This is a genomic window from Pseudomonas sp. Gutcm_11s, from assembly GCF_028649395.1.
Taxonomy (GTDB): Bacteria; Pseudomonadota; Gammaproteobacteria; order Pseudomonadales; family Pseudomonadaceae; genus Aquipseudomonas.
In genome coordinates, this window is record NZ_JAQSUW010000002.1 from 51756 (window position 1) to 70072 (window position 18317).

Consider the following 18317-nt stretch of genomic DNA (forward strand, 5'->3'; position numbering starts at 1 on the left):
TCAGATCTCTTCAGACTCGATACTTTCGTCTAGCGTTTGCTTCTCTAGTAAGTCTCCCTCCACACCTAAGGAACTTCGAAGATCTTTCTTCGCTTCAACAAAATAAGCTTCTATGTATTCGTTCACAGCATTATCGAAGCTCTTATTGATGCCGCCCTCATCAACGCGGCTTTCTTTAACAGCTCGCTCTGCAGCCCTCTGCTCCAACTCTTTAAGACGGAGATCATCTCGTTGCTCATGAGTCAGGGAGTAGTCTAGTTCATAGCCTTTCTTAAAGGCTTTAGCTCGCTCTTCTCTATAGCGTGCCAAAAACTCGCCAGCAGCATTAAATCCACGATCAATTAGAGCCGGGGTAATTAACTCTGATTTAACGCTTGTAAAGCCTGCTTTATAGACAGCATCTCTAGCATCTTTCACCAAGAGATACGACAACAAAAGATCACGCAATGCGAACCGAGTTTCCTCTCGAGTTCTAATTCTTCGCTGATCAAAAGCGGTATATTGCAAGTAACTTTTATCAAAATCAAAAACAGATCGATCCTTCTCAAATACATAATTAAGCAACGCAATGGCTGCAGCAAATGCATTGGCCGGAGTCACCGCATACTCCAAACCAAAGCGCACGAAGATACCGGCCACATTAAAGAATGCACGCTGGAATAGCGCATATCTTACTATGTTTAGGTTCTCATCTGAGCGACGACTCTCAATTGCCTCTTCGAACTGCAACCAGCGCTTTTTGTAATCCGGATCTTTTTCATCAAGAGGCTTGTACTCCAATAAATGCTGAAGTACTGCTTGTGCACAAACCCCAGATCGTCCCCCCCTCTTCACCTCATCTTTTAACTTCCCAACCTCATCGAGGAAAATACCATGCAGCCGTTTGAATGGCACAGACTCGAAGAAAAGAGAAATTAAAAGCGGAGAGAGATGGTCTTTTATCCTTAGCTTGAGAGCATTGGATTGAGCATATGAAAACTTATCCCACTTGATTCTTGGATAGTATTCATCCGCATCTGCCCCATCCGGAAACATATCCTGAGCGCCTTCAGTAAGCCCCAGGAGATAGTAGACAAGCATATCGGCCTTGAAATTATCCTCCAAAGACCGCTGCAGAACACCAATACTTGTTAAAGAATGAACCTTGTTAACATTGAAAGACTGCTTCTTACTTCTTGTATTCCATTCCACACACGCCAACCCTTCTTTACCATATTTGGTAAGCACAGAGTCGCAAAATACCCGACAAGCAATATCCCCCAAACTTTTGTCCGAAAGAAGAATATTGAAATGACCGCCAACAACGGTCATAGTAGAGTTCACATCAACAAACAGATTTCTAAAAACTCTCGGTACAGATGGAATATTTACTTTATCTGCGTTTTCGTGAGAGTTCGGCGCATACATTACGCAAACAGGAACAACCAGATCCCGCACCTTATCCCGGTGCTCCTCCCATAACCTTTTCAATGCTCGAAGTCGATGCTGACCATCAATAACAATGAGCATTACCCCGTGAGGATTAAGCTCAGATGTTCTTAACGAAAGAATAGCTTGTTTCGACTTGATTTTCGGCGAATCCGGCTCCGTGCTTAATGCTAATCCATCCGAGCTAGAGGTCTCTTTACCATATAACATAAAGTGTCCGGCCCATGACTCACCAACAAAACCAGGCCTAGGAACAACCCTACTGCGAGCTCCGTAGAACTCACGAATTTTTTCGTCACTTACAGGAACAATTGCCGCTAACAAAGGAGGGAAGAAAAGAGGACGCGTAGCAGCAGTCGTTTCGTCCTGCTGAAGATAAGGAATGATATCCTCTTCTACGCGCTTCTCATCTATATCTCTCTGCATCAGAAGATCAAAATTCACATCATCCATTTGTACATCGCGGGCAAATTTTAGATATTTGTTTGCCTGAGACATTGGCATCGATGCCATAAAAAATTCTACGGGGTATGATCCAGAAGATATGAATCGACCGAAATTACCGATCAATTCTACATCGTACTCTCTTTCATCCTGCAAATCTTCAAAATCCATGCCAATGACCTCTATTTAACGCTAAGAATTGGACCCAACAAATATATTAAATGCCGCTCCAACATTCGAACACTACTTTCGGTTTCAGATGGAGTGGTAATTGGGATACATAGCAGTCTAATATCTGCCCAAGATAGATTGCTGGCCGACAGTCGACCTCCAAACGTCCCCTCCCGTGCCGAATGATAATTCTGCTTATGCTGGAGATAGCGTTCTTTTAGCCCCTGCCTAACAGTCATACCGCAATATAAAGGGGGAAGAATTAGGCAAGTTTTCTCTGCCATTTCTAAATATTCAATGAATTCATTATCTTCAATACTATCGATGTCGCTCCATAGCTCTAAACTCTGAGAGCGAGGAATCGAGCCAGAGAAAACTTTAACATCACCGCTATATGTTCCTTTAACCGAAATATCACCCGACAAAATCAGATCACTTCGCAACTTGTCCAAGCGACTGAGCTTTGCTTTTAATGCAATTCTAGCCTCTAACAGGCGCCCCTCTGAGTAGCTATCCCCAACATATAAACCAAGCCTAGATCTTTCAAATGGATTATATAAGAAGGCATAAACACCTGCTCTATTGGGGATCCTATCTTCTTCCTCAGGCTTAAAAAATTGAATTGAGCTGAGCATACTCCCCCACGCCATCTTGAACATCACATACGCAAATATTCAGCCCAGCATAACTAGTTGCCTATGCAGACCTCATTCATTGCTAGCATAGCGGCTTGCCTTCGGTTCCTGTAAAGGCTTCTACCTACTGAAATCAAAGTAATTAAGGCTATACGGTACGATACACCAAACTCGGAGCAAGACTGTAGTAGATCTACAGATTGCAAGCACCGACGCTATCGACCAGAAAGCACGTCGAACACGCGGGACGCATACTCCCACGAGGCAAGGAGGTCGCTGCCATAGACTGGACTTTCCCCTATCAAACCGGACACTGCCCTCCCCGCTAAGTTGATGCCTCAGCCGAGCGCCTGAACTCCCGAGGCGAGCGGTATTTCAGGGCGCCGTGCGGGTGTTCCTCGTTGTAATGCTCGAAGGCGATGGCCAAGTTGTACAGGGCTGTCGTTCGATCAGGTTGGGGCATATGGCGGATGTAGTCGCGCTTCATGGTCTTCACGAAGCTCTCCGCCATCCCATTGCTCTGCGGGCTGTATACGAGTGTTGTCAGGGATAGCAGGCCGATCTGTCGGCAAAGGCTCGGGTCTGTTCGGCGGTATAGGCCGACCGTTATCGCTCAGCCATTGCACCGACGATGCCAGTAGCGCGTCGCCGAAGCGTTGCTCGAGGGCTTTCATCACGTCGCGGACGGGCTGGCCACCCAACTGATGGCTTCTCGGTCGCAACAGTCCAGAGTGAAGGTCACGCGCCGTTTGTCGCCATTCTCGTCGCGGAACTCGAAGCCATCTGAGCACCAATGGGTTTTGCTCGTATCTACAGCAACACGACCTTCGTGACACCGCGCCACTCCCGACTGCTCGCGCCAGCGTTCCAGCAACACGTCGTGGTCTCGCATGACGCGGTACACCCGCTTCACATTGATCGGCCGCTGGGCCTGCTGCTCATGCTGCCGACGCAACAGACCCCAAATCCGGCGATAGCCGTAGCTGGGCAGCGTGCTGACGGCATGCTTGATCTGCTCGACCAGGGCCGCATCGTTGAGCATTCGACGACGCGGCTGCGGCACGGGAGTGGATTGCTTGAGTCGAGCCGTCATTGGGAGCGCGCCACACCGAGACTTTCACTGACGCCTTCACTGGTCGTCCCCCGGCAACAAGGGGGAGTACGCAATCCATTGCGCCGAGCCCCACCGAGACGCTTTGTCCGGGCTCGAGGCTCTCGCGCACCATGGCCAGTTTCTTCTCGACACTCCAGCGGCGACGCCGCTCCTGGCCGAGCACTTCGATGCTTTTGTCTTTGCTGGTAGTCATAAATACAGTCGTTTGCCTATTCCTTATGGTAAGGGGGGGAACGGTGTCCTGTGCTTCAAGGGGCTCGTTCATAGACCAAAAGCCTCCCACCTACTAGTTTGCGCAGCAAGGCTACCCCCCAAAGCAGCACAAATAACAGTACTCACGCCTCAGGAGCAGAAATCCGAGGAGATGGGAGCCAATCAAAAGCGATCTGGCGCTGGCGTGATGCTAGACAAGCATTTCCGCTGATAGCACCCAAGTCCCGCTGAGCGTCTTGCTGCTAGCTGGACAATGCTGTGGCGATGTTTGCCGGGCTGCAAACATCGCCACAGCCTCAGCGCCCGCAAGCACGGTAGTCGCTCCTAGAGAGACCTGTGGTGATTGGCTACTTCGACGAATGCAAAACCGTCTGCGCAAGGAGATATCAATTGGCAACCAATTGGCAACCAGAATGACCACCTCTGAGACACCTACAAAAAAAATAAGCATAAAAAAATCCAGCCACCGCTAAGTGGCTGGATTTTTTAGGGTTTTTTGGTCGGGACGGAGTGATTCGAACACTCGACCCCTTGCACCCCATGCAAGTGCGCTACCGGGCTGCGCTACGCCCCGACGATGCTTCCGAGTTACCGGAAGCGGGGAGGACTTTACAATAAGCTGCTGAATTGTGGAAGTTTTTTTTACCGCTGAGGGCTTACTTGCGAAGCACCAGCAGAACATCCTCGAGCTCGGCAATCATCTGCCGGATCAGCTGCTTGTACTGGGTGGTATCGTCCTTTGCTTCGTCGCCGGAGAGACGCTGACGCGCCCCACCGATGGTGAAGCCCTGGTCGTACAAGAGCGCTCGGATCTGGCGGATCATCAGCACGTCTTGGCGCTGATAGTAGCGACGGTTACCTCGCCGCTTCACCGGATTGAGCTGAGGAAACTCCTGCTCCCAGTAACGCAAAACATGAGGCTTAACGGCACAGAGATCACTGACTTCGCCGATGGTGAAGTAGCGTTTGCCAGGGATAGGCGGCAGCTCGTCGTTATGACTTGGTTCCAGCATATGCCTCTACTCTGGCCTTCAATTTCTGGCCCGGACGAAAGGTGACAACACGGCGAGCCGTGATCGGGATTTCTTCGCCTGTTTTGGGATTGCGGCCCGGGCGCTGACGTTTATCGCGCAGGTCAAAATTGCCGAAACCAGACAATTTGACCTGTTCGTTGTCTTCCAGCGCGTGGCGGATTTCCTCGAAAAACAGCTCCACCAACTCCTTGGCTTCCCGCTTATTCAGGCCAAGCTCTTCATACAGACGTTCCGCCATCTCAGCTTTCGTCAGAGCCCCCATACGCTACTTCCTTAACGTGGCGTTGAACCTTTCTTCCAGCGAGGTGATGATGTTTTGCGTAGTTGTATTCACCTCATCGTCGTTAAGAGTGCGCGATGGATGTTGCCAGGTCAAGCCAACGGCAAGGCTTTTTCTATGTGGATCAATGCCTTTACCGTGATACACGTCAAACAGTCTGAGGTCCGTCAGCCACTCGCCAGCGGCCTCGCGGATGGCAGCGAGCACGGCTTCGGCCGGTTGCTCGCGATCCACCAGCAGGGCCAGGTCGCGGCGCACCTCGGGGAAGCGTGACAGTTCGCTGAACGCCGGCATGCGCCCGACGGCCACTTCCGCCAGTACCAGCTCGAAGAGGAACACCGGCTGATCCAGGCCCAGAGTCTTGGCCAGCTCCGGATGCATTGCACCGAGGAAACCAACCAGGCGCCCTCCCCGCTCGATACGTGCGGTCTGGCCCGGATGCAGGGCCGGATGCTCGCCCGGCACGAAGCTGAAGGCATCGGCGGCGCCGGCATAGCCCAGCAGCGCCTCGACATCGGCTTTGAGGTCGTAGAAGTCCGCGCTCTCACGGCCATTGGCCCAGGCTTCCGGCAGGCGACTACCGCTAATCACACCAGCCAGCATGGCTTCCTGCTTCAGGCCTTCAAGCTGGCCGATGAAGCGCAGACCGCTCTCGAACAGGCGCACGCGCGACTGCTGACGGTTGAGGTTGTGCTCCAGCGCCTTGACCAGGCCCGGCCACAGCGAGGAACGCATGGCGGCCATGTCGGCGGAGATCGGGTTGGCCAACTGCAATGGCGCCATGCCCGGATTGAACAGTTCGAACAGCTTGGGATCGATGAAGCTGTAAGTGATGGCTTCCTGATAACCGCGAGCGACCAGCAGGCGACGCAGGGCCGGCAGCTCGGCACGGGCCTCGGCCTTGGCCTGCGGGGCCAGGCGAGCCTGCGGGTAACGTACCGGCAAGCGGTTGTAGCCGTACAGGCGGCCCAGCTCTTCGATCAGGTCCACTTCCAGGCTGATGTCGAAGCGGTGGCTCGGCACGCTGACCTGCCACTGACCGGAGCCCTGGGCGACGGTGCTCAGACCCAGCGCGTTGAGCAGGCGCTCGACCTCGGCGTCGTCCATGTCCATGCTCAGCATCTGACTGATGCGCTCGGCACGCAGGGTGATCGGCGCGACGTTCGGCAGATCGGCAGCGCTGGCTACTTCGATGATCGGACCGGCTTCGCCGCCAACGATCTCCAGCAGCAGCGCAGTGGCGCGCTCCATGGCGTTACGCGCCAGCTGCGAGTCCACGCCACGTTCGAAGCGGTGCGAGGAATCGGTGTGCAGACCATAGGAACGAGCCTTGCCGGCCACCGAGATGGTGTCGAAGAAGGCGCTTTCCAGGAACAGGTCACGGGTCTTGTCGCTGACGCCGCTGTGCTCGCCACCCATCACGCCGGCAATGGCCAGGGCGCGGTTGTGGTCGGCGATCACCAGAGTGTCGGCGCGCAGACTGACTTCCTGGCCATCCAGCAGGACCAGCTTCTCGCCCTCTTCCGCCATACGCACGCGGATGCCGCCGTTGATCTCGGCGAGATCGAAAGCGTGCATCGGCTGGCCAAGCTCGAGCATCACGTAGTTGGTGATGTCGACGGCAGCGTCGATGCTGCGGATGCCGGAACGACGCAGGCGCTCGACCATCCACAGCGGGGTCGGTTTGGACAGGTCGACATTGCGGACGACGCGGCCCAGATAGCGCGGGCAGGCCTTGGAGGCCAGCACTTCGACCGGGCGCACTTCGTCATGCGCAGCCGCGACCGGGGCGACGGAGACCGCCGTTACCGGAGCGGCATAGATGGCGCCGACTTCACGGGCCAGACCGGCTAGCGACAGGCAGTCGCCACGGTTCGGAGTCAGGCCGATCTCGATGCTGGCATCGTCCAGACCGAGGTAGTCGCGCAGGCTCTGGCCGACCGGGGCGTCTGCTGCCAGCTCCATCAGGCCATTGTTGTCGTCGCTGACCTGCAGCTCGGAGGCCGAGCAGAGCATGCCCTGGGACTCCACGCCGCGCAGCTTGGCCTGCTTGATCTTGAAGTCGCCTGGTAGCTCGGCGCCGATCATGGCAAACGGAATCTTGATGCCGGCACGGGCATTGGGTGCACCGCAGACCACTTGGAAGGTGGCACTACCGTTGCTGACCTGGCACACGCGCAGTTTGTCGGCGTCCGGGTGTTGTTCGGCGCTGAGGATCTCGCCTACCACCACGCCGCTGAACTGGCCGGCGACCGGGATCACGGCGTCCACTTCCAGGCCGACCATGGACAGGCGGGCCACCAGTTCGTCGCGCGAAACTGCCGGGTTTACCCAGCCGCGCAGCCACTGTTCACTGAATTTCATGCTGTCTGTTCTCCTTAAGCGAATTCGATACGGGGCGTGCGGCTAGCGGAATTGCGCCAGGAACCGCAGGTCGTTATCGAAGAACAGGCGCAGGTCATTAACGCCGTAGCGCAGCATGGCCAGGCGCTCGACGCCCATGCCGAAGGCGAAGCCGGAGTACTTCTCCGGATCGATGCCAGACATGCGCAGAACGTTCGGATGCACCATGCCGCAGCCCATCACTTCCAGCCAGCCGGTCTGCTTGCACACGCGGCAACCTTTGCCGGAGCACATCACGCACTGCATGTCGACTTCGGCCGATGGCTCGGTGAAGGGGAAGAAGGACGGACGGAAACGCACGCCCAGCGGCTTCTCGAAGAACACGCGGAGGAACTCCTCGATGGTGCCCTTGAGGTCGGCAAAGCTGATGCCCTCGTCGATCAGCAGGCCTTCGACCTGGTGGAACATCGGCGAGTGGGTGATATCGGAGTCGCAGCGATAGACGCGGCCGGGGCAGACGATGCGGATCGGCGGCTGCTGCGATTCCATGGTGCGCACCTGGACCGGCGAGGTGTGGGTGCGCAGCAGCATGTTGGCGTTGAAATAGAAGGTATCGTGCATCGCCCGCGCCGGGTGGTGGCCAGGGATGTTGAGCGCTTCGAAGTTGTGGTAGTCGTCTTCGACTTCCGGACCCTCGGCCACGCTGTAGCCGATATGGGTGAAGAACTGCTCGACGCGCTCGAGGGTGCGGGTGACCGGATGCAGGCCACCGGAGGCCTGGCCGCGGCCAGGCAGGGTTACGTCAATACGCTCGGACGCCAGCTTCTCGGCGAGCAGGGCCTGCTCAAGCACGGATTTGCGGGCGTTCAGCGCATCCTGAACCGAATTCTTGGCAGCGTTGATCAGGGCGCCAGCCTGCGGACGCTCTTCGGCCGATAGCTTGCCGAGGGTCTGCATCAGGGCGGTCAATTCGCCCTTCTTGCCGAGATACTGAACCCGGAGCTGTTCCAGGGTGTTCACGTCTGCGGTGTTTTGCACGGCCTCTAGCGCTTGCGAGACCAATGCATCCAGGTTTTCCATGTACGGACTCCAGATACGAAATAGGGGAAGAGCTTTAAGGCTCTTCCCCTATCTTTGACGTTGCCACCGGGCGAACCCGGTGATTGTCGGGGGACTTAAGCCAGAACGGCCTTAGCTTTCTCGACAATCGCAGCAAACGCCGCTTTTTCGTTCACTGCCAGATCGGCCAGAACCTTGCGGTCGATTTCGATCGACGCTTTTTTCAGGCCAGCGATCAGACGGCTGTAGGACAGACCGTTGACGCGAGCACCAGCGTTGATACGAGCGATCCACAGAGCGCGGAACTGACGCTTGCGCTGACGGCGGTCACGGTAGGCGTATTGACCTGCCTTGATCACAGCCTGCTTGGCAACGCGGAACACGCGAGAACGCGCGCCGTAGTAGCCTTTGGCGAGTTTCAGGATTTTTTTGTGACGAGCACGAGCGATAACGCCACGCTTAACACGAGCCATGAGTAATTACCTCTAAAATATCTTGACCGAATTAACGAACGCGCAGCATGCGCTCGACTTTTGCCTTGTCCGACGGATGCATCAGTTCGCTACCGCGAAGTTGACGCTTACGCTTGGTGGACATTTTGGTCAGGATGTGGCTCTTGAAAGCGTGCTTGTGCTTGTAGCCGGCAGCAGTTTTCAGGAAACGCTTAGCCGCGCCGCTTTTGGTTTTCATCTTTGGCATGTTTGGTACTCCGCATTCATTAACAACTGATAACCATCAGGCCTGCCAGTGCCCGGGAGGTTATTTACGCTTCTTGGGAGCGATGACCATCATCAGCTGGCGTCCTTCCAGCTTAGGATGCTGTTCTACGGTGCCGATTTCGGCGAGGTCGGTTTCGACCCGCTTCAACAGCTCCATACCCAGCTCCTGGTGGGCCATCTCACGACCACGGAATCGCAAGGATACCTTGGCCTTGTCCCCTTCATTAAGGAAACGTACCAGGTTGCGTAGTTTTACCTGGTAATCCCCTTCTTCCGTCCCTGGACGAAACTTGATTTCTTTAATCTGCTGCTGATGCTGGTTCTTCTTAGCGACAGCGGCTTGTTTCTTCTTCTCGAACAGGTGCTTGCCGTAGTCCATGATCCGGCAAACTGGCGGGACGGCGTCAGCGGAGATCTCTACCAGATCCAGCTTGGCTTCTTCAGCCACGCGCAGTGCCTCATCAATCGAAACGATGCCAACCTGCTCGCCATCCGCGCCAATCAGGCGGACTTCACGTGCAGTGATGTTCTCGTTGATCGGGGCCTTCGGGACGGCCCGCTTATCCTGTCTCATTTCACGCTTAATAGTGATTACTCCGAATCTTGGCGACCACGCCGGGAAACCGCTTGCTTGAGCTGCTCGGCGAACTGTTCCAGGGGCATCGAGCCCAGGTCTACACCTTCGCGGGTACGCACAGCAACGGATCGTGTCTCAACTTCCCTGTCGCCGATAACCAGGAGATAGGGAACCTTGAGCAAAGTATGCTCGCGGATTTTAAAGCCGATTTTTTCGTTTCTCAAGTCAGACTTGGCACGGAACCCGCTTTGGTTGAGAGTTTTCTCGACTTCCAGAGCAAAATCGGCCTGCTTGTCGGTGATATTCATGATCACCGCCTGAGTCGGCGCCAGCCAGCTCGGGAACGCACCGGCATAGTGCTCGATGAGCATGCCGATGAAGCGCTCGAAGGAGCCAAGGATGGCGCGGTGCAACATCACCGGTCGCGTACGGCTGTTATCTTCGGCGATATAGTTGGCATCCAGGCGCTCCGGCAGGTTCGGATCGTACTGCAGAGTACCGCACTGCCAGTTACGACCGAGGCAATCCTTCAGCGTGAACTCGATCTTCGGACCGTAGAAAGCACCCTCGCCCGGCTGGTATTCCCAGGCCAGACCCGATTCGTTCAGCGCATCGGCCAGAGCAGTTTCAGCGCGATCCCACAGCTCGTCGGAACCTACGCGCTTGGCCGGACGAGTGGACAGTTTCATGGCGATATCGGCGAAACCGAAGTCGGCATACACCTGCAGAGTCAGCTTGATGAAGTCAGACGCCTCCTTCTTCACCTGCTCTTCGGTGCAGAAGATATGCGCGTCGTCCTGAGTGAAGCCACGCACACGCATGATGCCATGCAGCGCACCAGAGGCCTCGTTGCGGTGGCAGGAGCCGAATTCGGCCATACGCAGCGGCAGATCACGGTAGGACTTCAGGCCCTGGTTGAAGATCTGCACGTGGCACGGGCAGTTCATCGGCTTCACCGCGTAGTCACGGTTTTCCGAACTGGTGGTGAACATGTTCTCGGCGTAGTTCGACCAGTGGCCCGAGCGCTCCCAGAGGATGCGATCAACCACCTGTGGCGTGCGCACCTCGACGTAGCCATGCTCGCGCTGCACCTGGCGCATGTACTGCTCCAGCACCTGGTAGACGGTCCAGCCAGCCGGATGCCAGAACACCATGCCCGGCGCCTCTTCCTGCAGATGGAACAGGTCCAGCTGCTTGCCGATACGGCGGTGATCGCGCTTCTCGGCCTCTTCGATGCGCTGGATGTAGGCCGCCAGCTGCTTCTTGTCCGCCCAGGCAGTGCCATAGACGCGCTGCAGCTGCTCGTTCTTCGAGTCGCCGCGCCAGTAGGCACCGGAAATCTTGGTCAGCTTGAACGACTTAAGGAAGCGAGTATTGGGCACGTGCGGACCGCGACACATGTCCACGTATTCCTCATGGAAGTACAGACCCATGGCCTTCTCGTCCGGCATGTCGTCGATCAGGCGCAGCTTGTATTCCTCGCCACGCGCCTTGAACAGCTCGATGACATCGGCACGCGGAGTCATCTTCTTGATGACGTCGTAGTCCTTGTCGATCAGCTCGGCCATGCGCTTCTCAATGGCCGCCATATCTTCTGGCGTGAAGGGGCGATCGATGGCGATGTCGTAATAGAAGCCTTCTTCGATCACCGGACCGATCACCATCTTGGCGTTCGGATAGAGCTGTTTCACCGCGTGACCGACCAGGTGCGCACAGGAGTGACGGATGATCTCCAGCCCCTCTTCGTCCTTCGGCGTGATGATCTGCAGGGTCGCGTCATTCTCGATCACGTCACAGGCATCCACCTGCCTGCCGTCGACCTTGCCGGCCAAGGTGGCCTTGGCCAGACCGGCACCGATGGACTGAGCCACCTCGAGCACGGAAACGGGACGATCGAACGAACGCTGACTGCCGTCGGGAAGAGTAATGATGGGCATGGCGCCTCCTCTCCTAGTGGTGACCCCTACCAAAGGTCACATGGGCTGGGATGAGCCAGGAAGCGATCCGGCGGCGCGCCTGCCAGACGATGGCAGGAGCCTTGCGGCAAACCGGAACAGACCGCAGTCACTGGAGGTAAACGAATCGCGGATGCTTTCAGAAAGCCAAAGCCCTGACAAGCAGCCAATAAAAAAGGGGTCGTATTAACGACCCCTTTCGGATTTGGTAGGCACAATTGGACTCGAACCAACGACCCCCACCATGTCAAGGTGGTGCTCTAACCAACTGAGCTATGTGCCTGCAATGGAGGCGCATTTTAGGGATATTCGCCGGGGTGTCAACACCTTTTTTCGCTAAGCCTCTGAAAAAGTGGATTTTTTGCCGCACAGCGGCACGTTGAAAATTTTGCACAGAGGCTAGCCGGCGCATTTCGACTCGGGTAGCATCGGCTCATTCCGTAAAAAATAAAGAACATAGGTTCAAATATGGCGCACACTCCCTACCCCCAGTCCTACTACGCCGCTTCGGCCAATCCGGTTCCGCAGCGTCCGGCGCTGCAGGGTGAGACCGAGACCGATGTCTGCATCATCGGCGCCGGCTACACCGGCCTCTCCACTGCCCTGTTCCTGCTGGAGAACGGCTTCAAGGTCACCATCGTCGAGGCCGCGAAGGTTGGCTTCGGCGCCTCAGGCCGTAACGGCGGCCAGATCGTCAACAGCTATAGTCGCGACATCGACGTGATCGAGCGCACCGTCGGCCCGAAACAAGCCAAGATGCTCGGTGACATGGCCTTCGAAGGCGGCCGCATCATCCGTGAGCGCATCGCCAAGTACGACATCAAGTGCGACCTGAAAGACGGCGGTGTATTTGCCGCCAACACGCCGAAGCACATGAAGCACCTGGAGTCGCAGAAGAAGCTGTGGGAGCGCTACGGCCACACCCAGCTGGAGCTGCTGGATGAGAAGCGCATCCGTGAAGTAGTGGATACCGACACCTATGTAGGCGGCATGCTGGACATGAGCGGTGGCCACATTCACCCGCTCAACCTGGCTCTGGGCGAGGCCGCTGCGGTCGAATCACTGGGCGGCATCATCCACGAGCAGAGCCCTGCTATTCGCGTCGAGCGCGGCGCCAATCCAGTGGTGCATACCCCGGAAGGCCGCGTGAAGGCCAAGTTCGTGGTGGTCGCCGGCAACGCCTACCTGGGCAACCTGCTGCCGGAACTGGCCAGCAAGTCCATGCCGTGCGGCACCCAGGTGATCACCACCGAGCCGCTGTCCGATGAACTGGCCAAGAGCCTGCTGCCGCAGGACTACTGCGTCGAGGACTGCAACTACCTACTCGATTACTACCGCCTGACTGGCGACAAGCGCCTGATCTTCGGCGGCGGCGTGGTGTATGGCGCTCGCGATCCGGCAAACATCGAGGCCATCATCCGCCCGAAGATGCTCAAGACCTTCCCGCAACTGAAGGACGTGAAGATCGACTTCGCCTGGACCGGCAACTTCCTGCTGACCTTGTCGCGCCTGCCGCAGGTCGGCCGCATCGGCGACAACATCTATTACTCCCAGGGCTGCAGCGGCCACGGCGTGACCTACACCCACCTGGCTGGCAAGCTGCTGGCGGAAACCCTCCGTGGCCAGGCAGAGCGCTTCGACGCCTTCGCCAGCCTGCCGCACTACCCCTTCCCGGGTGGCCGCCTGTTCCAGGTGCCGTTCAGCGCCATCGGCGCCTGGTACTACAGCCTGCGCGACAAGCTGGGCGTGTAATACCGACCGCCAACGAAAACGGCGCCCAAGGGCGCCGTTTTTCATTGAGAGTAGAGACTCAGATGGCCAGGATCGCCTGAGCCAGTTGCATATCGTCCATCTGCAGGGTCGGCTGCTTGCCACGAACGTGCTGGAAGGCCGCTTCCAGATGCGCGCCACGGATGGCACCGGCGCTGGCCACGAAGCTGGCAGCATCGTCCTTGGCCTCGCGCACCACTTTGTCATCACCGAAGCTGGACGAGGTAACGTCGCTCGTACCCTCCACCGAGTTGACGATGCCATCGGTGGTCACCACGAAACTGGTAGCCCCTACCTGCAGGCTCAGCCCCATTGCCAGAACAGCCAGCCAGTGTTTGCTTTGCATGATGCGAACTCCTGTAAACTTGTAAATATGTAGATGCGGCCTCGGCTGACGAATGCCAGCGCCCTGATCAAGGTATAGCAGCCAATGAGCCTGTAACGCGAGCAGCAGGCTCCAGCAGACAGCAAGATCAGCGAGCCAGTTCAGGCACCTTGGCAATTACCGGCAATTTGAGATAGCGCATCACGTCGGCGTCTGATTTGAGACTGTCATCCAGAAACTCCACCACAAATGCCAGCCCAATCCCGCCGAACAGTCCCACCACCAATACACCCAGCAACACCAGCCAAAGCTTGGGGCTCACCGGGCGATTGTTGATCGCCCCCCAGTTCACTACCGAGACGTTGCCTATCTTGGCGGCCGCCTGGGCAGAGAGGAAGCGAGTCTCCTCAGTCTTTTCCAGGTAGAGCTTGCGAGTGTCGCGCAGCACATCCAACTGCTGCACCAGGCGCTTGTATTCCGCCTCCTGCGCATTCAGCACATTGAGCCGATCCAGTGCTTCGCGCTCCAGAGCCAACCAGTTGTCCAGGGCCTGGCGCAGGCCGGCCAGCTGCGAATCGCTCTTGAGCAGATCGTCACGCAGGCGTGCATAGAGGGGGTTGATACCCTTCTGCGAAGATGAATAGCGCTGCCCTTCCTGCTCCTTCAGCAACCTCTGCACCACGCCAATTTCCTCGCGCACAGAGCGCAAACGCGGGTCGTCGACCGAGAAGCGCTGGACGATATCGGCTTCCTGCCGCTGCAGGTCCGCCAATTGCTTGTTCATCTCACTGATGGAGAAGTTGTTGGCCGACTCGGCGCCCGATAACTGGGTAGTAGCAGGTACGGACGTCAGCTGGTCACGCAGCACCTGGTTCTGTCGCTCGGCCTGGCTCACCGAAACCTTGAGTACATCGATCTGTTTGCGCACATCGCCCAGCCGCTCCATTTGCTGGCTGCGCTGTTTATCGACATCGACGATCTGCTGGTCGCCTCGGAAGCGGTCCACGGCCTTCTCGGTATCCGCCAACTGGCTGTCCAGCAGCGCCAGCTGATCGGTGAAGAAACCCGCCTGCTCTCGCTGGTAGATGCGTACACGTTCGCCCAGGTACTGTTTAACCAGGGCATTGACTCCGTTGGCGGCTGCCTCGGGGACTTTGCTGCGCAGTGTCACCTCGATGATGTTCGAGCTCTTCACCGCCTCGGCACTGAGATCCTTGACGAAGCGGGTAACCGCCTGCCCCTCCACAGTGCGATCGGCCGAGAGCGGGAAGAAATAATTCTCCAACCCGTTGTATGCGCTTTTTGCCATCTGCACCCAGCCCTTGGGGGTATACCAGGGGTGGTTGACGTCAATACCTGGGAACAGTGCCTGCGGCGTCAGCTCCTGCACCACCTTCTGCGCCAGGTCGACGCTGGTGAGGATGCCCGACTCGGAGTGCAGCTGCTCCTCCCGCACCACCGACATCATCGGTGTACGGAACTGGCTGGAGGCCAGCACCGGCATATAGATGTCTTCCTGGCCGATACGCACCAGCAGGCGCGCGGTTGACTCGTAGGTCGGAGACACCAGCTTGAGACCGGCGTAACCACCGATCACAGCAGCGAGGAAGAAGCAGCCAATCACCAGGCGGCGCTTGAAGAGGACGTTGAGGATATCGCGGAGATTCATGGCGCACTCACCTGGTTGACTTCATTGCGCAGGGCCTCCGCAGCGGGACGCTGGGTGCCATTGGAACGGAACACCCCGAAGGTCCCAAGACCATCCGGGGATGGGTAGTCCTCGAGCGAGAACCAGTAAAGACGCTGTACGTTGGCGGCAAGCTCGCCCTGATTGCCCTGGCCGAAGGGCTTGTCGGTGAGACGAAGCTCGACGAAATCCACCGTATCGCGCAAGCGTCTGGCTTGCTCCGCGTCGGTGACACCGAGACGGTTGTCGGCCACGAAGTAGCCCATCTCGGTGATCCAGATCGGCTTACCCGGATACCCCTTGAGCGTCATCATCAGCTGCAGGTTGAAGACCTTGCCCAGATACCCCGGATCGTTGTGACTGCCCACCACGCCAAGGGCGGCGTACTCAGAATCGTCGTCATCCATCTCGTCGGGCTCACGCACACCATCCCACCAGTCGAACAGGTAGGGATGCACCGCCATGATGTCGAAGGTATCGCCATAGTGCGGATCGGCCTCCCACAACTGCCAGAAGAAGATCAGATCCGACTTGGATAGCCCCGCATGCACCAGCTTGGCCGCGGGCCGCAGCGCACGGGTCTCCCGCTGCACCAGGCGCATCAGGCGGGTGAAGGCAGCCGCATCCGGCTCCGGCCCCCAGAAATTCTTGATGTTCGGTTCGTTCCACACCTGCCAGTAGAGGATCGGTGTGAAAGGCACTTTGGCCTTGCCGCCCGGGCCATAACGCTCGATGCAGGCTTTGAGGAAGCGTGCATAGTCGGCAAAGGCCTCTTCCTTGGGAGCCATCTCGTAGACATCGGTCGGCTTGCTCTCCGGGCGCAATGCCCAGTTCGGCGCGTAGTGGACGATAGGTAGCAGCTCGATCCCTTCCTCATGCGCAACCCGCACCAGGGTATCCATGCTGCGCCAGTTGTACTTGCCGCGAGTCGCCTCCACACGGCGCCACTCCCAATCCAGCCGCACCTGGGTCACGCCCAAGGCGCGCGCCTTCTGGAAACGCTTGCGCAGAGTCGGCTCGTCACCCGGTCCCCACATGGCATTGATGCCGATGGAAAGTGGTTCGGCTTGGACATGCGGGAGCGCCAGCAGCAGGCACAGCAGCAGTATCCAATGCCGGACCACACCATACGGTGCAAGGCGGTCCGTCGTGTTCATCAGTTGTCTCCGTCGCCATCCCGATCGATGATGTAGTTGACGCCGAAGCCCAGCTGCACGCCCTTGAACAGCACCAGATCGGTGATGTACTGCTGTACCCACTTGTTGGCGTTGGCAATTGGCGACCGCGGTATGTAGACGATGTCCGACGGTGTAAGGGCGACCTGCAGATCCGGACGACCGGCGGCGATAGCCTCGTCGCTCAGGTCCAAGTGGTAGGGGATAGGCTCGCCCTGGCTGCCCTTGCGGATCAGCACGATGGACTCCATGTTGGCCGTCGGCAGCGTTCCACCCACCCTGTAGATCGCCTGCATCACCGACATGCCGCTCTCCAGGGAAACCACCTGGGGCACGGCCACTTCGCCGCCCACGTAGGCGCGGAAGCCCTTGAAGGAGCGCACGATCACCGAGATCGCCGGATCCTTCAGGTGCTTGGCGTATTTCTCCGTCAGCAGGTCATCCACCTGCTGCGGCGTCAGGCCGGCCACTTTCACATCATCGACCAGCTGCAATGAAATGTAGCCGTCGGGGCGCACCACGGCCGTGTCATTCAGCTCCTGGGTGTAAAAGAACTTGATATCCAGGTCATCCCCAGGGCGGATGTAGTACTGCTGGTCCGGCACCAAGCCGTCCTGGCCGACCAGTGCCAACCCATCGGCGCCCGGCATGTTTTCGACTTCGATGGATGTACATCCCCCAGCCAGCAAAGCTGCCAGCAGCAGGAAAACCCTGCCTCCCCCCAGTACCGCCATAACGGATAGTCCCTTCGCAAGAATGATTGATCGCTTCACAACCAGCGGTACAGCCAGTCGGGAATGAAGTTGAGGCTGCGATTGAGCACCAGGCCGAGCAGCTCCCCGCCACTCTCCTGCAGACGCCGTGCCGCATATTGCGCAACCTGGCGACGCGTGCGATTGGCCTGGGCCACCAGCACCACACCGCTCATGCACTTGGCAGCCACCATCGCCACCGGCGACTGGGTAGGCGGAGGCATATCCCATAGCACCAGGGCGAAGCGTTGGTTGAGGCGCTCGAACAAGGCTTCGGTGTCCGCGTTGCCGATACCGAACAGGCGCAGGGCATCCGCCAGAGAGAGGCCAACCCGGGCCACCGAGCGTCCGGGGCTGCACAGACGATCGAGGTCGCCCTCCAGCCCCTCGCCTGCCGGCGCCTGTTCGGACACCTCCACCACCAGCACCTGACCGAAGGCCGCCGCCAGCTCTTCGGCGGCCTGCTGGGTAATGAAGCTGGCGCCGACCCGGCGGGCGACGCCAACGAACATCAACTGATTGAACTGGCGCTCACGAGCCTCCCGCAGGACCCGGGCCATGAGCTCCTGCATCGGCTGCGCCAGGCGACGGTCCTCGGCGGGCAGCGGCAGGGGTTGAGGATTGACAGCGTTCATG

The 18317-nt window shown here is 57.7% G+C and carries 16 protein-coding genes, 2 tRNA genes and 1 pseudogene; 1 reads left to right on the top strand and 18 read right to left on the bottom strand.

Features of this window, described 5'->3' with window-relative positions; translation table 11 throughout:
- The 13 genes and pseudogenes from PTT45_RS00260 to PTT45_RS00320 all read right to left on the bottom strand — a co-directional run bounded on the left by PTT45_RS00260 (position 1) and on the right by PTT45_RS00320 (position 12255).
- Complete coding sequence (locus tag PTT45_RS00260; protein WP_273810677.1) at positions 1–2043, bottom strand: hypothetical protein; 2043 nt, start codon at positions 2041–2043, stop codon at positions 1–3.
- An 11-nt stretch (positions 2044–2054) separates the two neighbouring features.
- Positions 2055–2678, bottom strand: a complete 624-nt coding sequence (locus tag PTT45_RS00265) for a hypothetical protein (protein ID WP_273810678.1) — start codon at positions 2676–2678, stop codon at positions 2055–2057.
- A 325-nt stretch (positions 2679–3003) separates the two neighbouring features.
- Positions 3004–3985, bottom strand: a pseudogene (locus PTT45_RS00270) (IS3 family transposase).
- 517 nt (positions 3986–4502) lie between these two features.
- Positions 4503–4579: transfer RNA gene (locus tag PTT45_RS00275), tRNA-Pro, on the bottom strand.
- Positions 4580–4661: 82 nt separating this feature from the next.
- Positions 4662–5018, bottom strand: coding sequence for a MerR family transcriptional regulator (locus tag PTT45_RS00280; protein ID WP_043310659.1), 357 nt, complete (start codon positions 5016–5018; stop codon positions 4662–4664).
- Positions 4999–5301, bottom strand: coding sequence for an integration host factor subunit alpha (gene ihfA, locus PTT45_RS00285; protein ID WP_002553164.1), 303 nt, complete (start codon positions 5299–5301; stop codon positions 4999–5001). Before ihfA ends, PTT45_RS00280 begins: the two co-directional genes overlap by 20 nt.
- A gap of 3 nt (positions 5302–5304) precedes the next feature.
- Positions 5305–7683 carry a phenylalanine--tRNA ligase subunit beta gene (gene pheT, locus PTT45_RS00290; RefSeq protein ID WP_273810859.1) on the bottom strand — a complete coding sequence of 793 codons (2379 nt, stop codon included), beginning with the start codon at positions 7681–7683 and terminating at the stop codon, positions 5305–5307.
- Positions 7684–7725: 42 nt separating this feature from the next.
- Positions 7726–8742, bottom strand: a complete 1017-nt coding sequence (gene pheS, locus PTT45_RS00295; protein WP_273810860.1) for a phenylalanine--tRNA ligase subunit alpha — start codon at positions 8740–8742, stop codon at positions 7726–7728.
- A 95-nt stretch (positions 8743–8837) separates the two neighbouring features.
- Positions 8838–9194, bottom strand: a complete 357-nt coding sequence (gene rplT, locus PTT45_RS00300; protein ID WP_003243409.1) for a 50S ribosomal protein L20 — start codon at positions 9192–9194, stop codon at positions 8838–8840.
- Between the two features lie 31 nt (positions 9195–9225).
- Entirely contained in the window at positions 9226–9420 is a 195-nt protein-coding gene (rpmI, locus tag PTT45_RS00305; RefSeq protein ID WP_021701550.1) for a 50S ribosomal protein L35, read from the bottom strand.
- A 60-nt stretch (positions 9421–9480) separates the two neighbouring features.
- Positions 9481–10032, bottom strand: a complete 552-nt coding sequence (gene infC / locus PTT45_RS00310; RefSeq protein ID WP_273810911.1) for a translation initiation factor IF-3 — start codon at positions 10030–10032, stop codon at positions 9481–9483.
- A complete protein-coding gene (gene thrS, locus PTT45_RS00315; protein ID WP_273810865.1) occupies positions 10032–11954 on the bottom strand; it encodes a threonine--tRNA ligase in 1923 nt (640 codons plus the stop codon). The genes infC and thrS overlap by 1 nt, the downstream gene beginning before the upstream one ends.
- Before the next feature lie 224 nt (positions 11955–12178).
- Positions 12179–12255: transfer RNA gene (locus PTT45_RS00320), tRNA-Val, on the bottom strand.
- Between the two features lie 185 nt (positions 12256–12440).
- Between PTT45_RS00320 and PTT45_RS00325 the strand changes: the two genes are divergently transcribed.
- A complete protein-coding gene (locus PTT45_RS00325; protein WP_273810866.1) occupies positions 12441–13724 on the top strand; it encodes an NAD(P)/FAD-dependent oxidoreductase in 1284 nt (427 codons plus the stop codon).
- A 58-nt stretch (positions 13725–13782) separates the two neighbouring features.
- Here PTT45_RS00325 and PTT45_RS00330 read toward each other — a convergent pair whose 3' ends face one another.
- The 5 genes from PTT45_RS00330 to PTT45_RS00350 form a co-directional block, all read right to left on the bottom strand.
- Complete coding sequence (locus tag PTT45_RS00330; RefSeq protein ID WP_273810867.1) at positions 13783–14088, bottom strand: DUF2388 domain-containing protein; 306 nt, start codon at positions 14086–14088, stop codon at positions 13783–13785.
- Positions 14089–14215: 127 nt separating this feature from the next.
- On the bottom strand, positions 14216–15736 hold the full coding sequence (locus PTT45_RS00335) for a GumC family protein (protein ID WP_273810868.1): 1521 nt from the start codon (positions 15734–15736) through the stop codon (positions 14216–14218).
- The gene (locus PTT45_RS00340; protein WP_273810869.1) at positions 15733–16911 is read right to left on the bottom strand and encodes a hypothetical protein; all 1179 of its coding nucleotides are present in this window, start codon (positions 16909–16911) and stop codon (positions 15733–15735) included. Before PTT45_RS00340 ends, PTT45_RS00335 begins: the two co-directional genes overlap by 4 nt.
- Positions 16911–17579, bottom strand: a complete 669-nt coding sequence (locus PTT45_RS00345) for a polysaccharide biosynthesis/export family protein (RefSeq protein WP_273810870.1) — start codon at positions 17577–17579, stop codon at positions 16911–16913. The genes PTT45_RS00340 and PTT45_RS00345 overlap by 1 nt, the downstream gene beginning before the upstream one ends.
- Before the next feature lie 119 nt (positions 17580–17698).
- Positions 17699–18316 carry a hypothetical protein gene (locus PTT45_RS00350; RefSeq protein ID WP_273810872.1) on the bottom strand — a complete coding sequence of 206 codons (618 nt, stop codon included), beginning with the start codon at positions 18314–18316 and terminating at the stop codon, positions 17699–17701.
- Position 18317: the final 1 nt, after the last annotated feature.

Coding starts and splice junctions, on each gene's coding strand:
- PTT45_RS00340 (WP_273810869.1), bottom strand. CDS start 16,911: ATGAACACGACGGACCGCCTTGCACCGTATGGTGTGGTCCGGCATTGG.
- ihfA (WP_002553164.1), bottom strand. CDS start 5,301: ATGGGGGCTCTGACGAAAGCTGAGATGGCGGAACGTCTGTATGAAGAG.
- PTT45_RS00335 (WP_273810868.1), bottom strand. CDS start 15,736: ATGAATCTCCGCGATATCCTCAACGTCCTCTTCAAGCGCCGCCTGGTG.
- PTT45_RS00345 (WP_273810870.1), bottom strand. CDS start 17,579: ATGCCGGGCGCCGATGGGTTGGCACTGGTCGGCCAGGACGGCTTGGTG.
- pheS (WP_273810860.1), bottom strand. CDS start 8,742: ATGGAAAACCTGGATGCATTGGTCTCGCAAGCGCTAGAGGCCGTGCAA.
- PTT45_RS00350 (WP_273810872.1), bottom strand. CDS start 18,316: ATGAACGCTGTCAATCCTCAACCCCTGCCGCTGCCCGCCGAGGACCGT.
- PTT45_RS00260 (WP_273810677.1), bottom strand. CDS start 2,043: ATGGATTTTGAAGATTTGCAGGATGAAAGAGAGTACGATGTAGAATTG.
- pheT (WP_273810859.1), bottom strand. CDS start 7,683: ATGAAATTCAGTGAACAGTGGCTGCGCGGCTGGGTAAACCCGGCAGTT.
- PTT45_RS00330 (WP_273810867.1), bottom strand. CDS start 14,088: ATGCAAAGCAAACACTGGCTGGCTGTTCTGGCAATGGGGCTGAGCCTG.
- thrS (WP_273810865.1), bottom strand. CDS start 11,954: ATGCCCATCATTACTCTTCCCGACGGCAGTCAGCGTTCGTTCGATCGT.
- rplT (WP_003243409.1), bottom strand. CDS start 9,194: ATGGCTCGTGTTAAGCGTGGCGTTATCGCTCGTGCTCGTCACAAAAAA.
- PTT45_RS00280 (WP_043310659.1), bottom strand. CDS start 5,018: ATGCTGGAACCAAGTCATAACGACGAGCTGCCGCCTATCCCTGGCAAA.
- PTT45_RS00325 (WP_273810866.1), top strand. CDS start 12,441: ATGGCGCACACTCCCTACCCCCAGTCCTACTACGCCGCTTCGGCCAAT.
- PTT45_RS00265 (WP_273810678.1), bottom strand. CDS start 2,678: ATGCTCAGCTCAATTCAATTTTTTAAGCCTGAGGAAGAAGATAGGATC.
- rpmI (WP_021701550.1), bottom strand. CDS start 9,420: ATGCCAAAGATGAAAACCAAAAGCGGCGCGGCTAAGCGTTTCCTGAAA.